The 731-nt window shown below is 46.9% G+C and carries 1 protein-coding gene; it reads left to right on the forward strand.

Translation table 11 applies throughout. The annotated features are described in order from the left end of the window. A partial coding sequence (locus ACFFIX_RS27835; protein WP_378939904.1) for a tetratricopeptide repeat protein occupies positions 1–731 on the forward strand: 731 nt, incomplete at both ends.

Here is a 731-nt window from a genome sequence, read left to right on the forward strand (position 1 = left end):
CCTGCGGGAACAATTACATAAACACCAAACAATACAAAGACGGCATCGACTATATGGACAGCATTGGGAACCATCCCCTCATCCGCGAACATTGCCCGCACGAACTGCTGAGCTTCAAGGCCGGACTGAACCAACTGTATGGCAATAACCCGGAAGCTGTCCGACTGGCAGAAGACTACCTCCAGTTACCGGTCTGTACCAGTGCCAATGACTTTATCCGGCAGGCAGAAATCATAAGCGGTGTCTACATGTACTCCGGAAACAATCTACCCAAAGCTATCCAAATTTTGGAAAAAGCAATAGATGTCTACCGGAAAGGTGGAAACTTCCCGAACATGCTGCGGATAATGTCACGGTTGGGCATCTATTACCACCTCAGTGGCGAATACGAGAAAGCTATAGCCACTAACCAAGAAGCCATAGCCACTTACAACGACAGCATAGCACCTGGAAATGTAGTGATTGCCTACGGAGAACAAGCTAATCTCTACGCCGAACTGGGTATGTACGACCAGGCCCTGGAAATGAACAAAAAAGCCCAATACTACTCCATGCTGAAAGACAGCTTCGGACTGGGAGACTTGTACCGCTACCGTGCCCAGATCTTTCGTAACATGAATCAAAAGGACTCTGTATTCCACTACCTCAGGCTGGGAGAAAAGTTGTCAATGATACAAAACAGCTTTAAGGGTGTATTCGTAAACAAAGTAGAAACGGTAAACAGTTATCTG

Source organism: Metabacillus herbersteinensis, assembly GCF_042433335.1.
GTDB classification, from domain to species: Bacteria; Bacillota; Bacilli; order Bacillales; family Bacillaceae; genus Metabacillus; species Metabacillus herbersteinensis.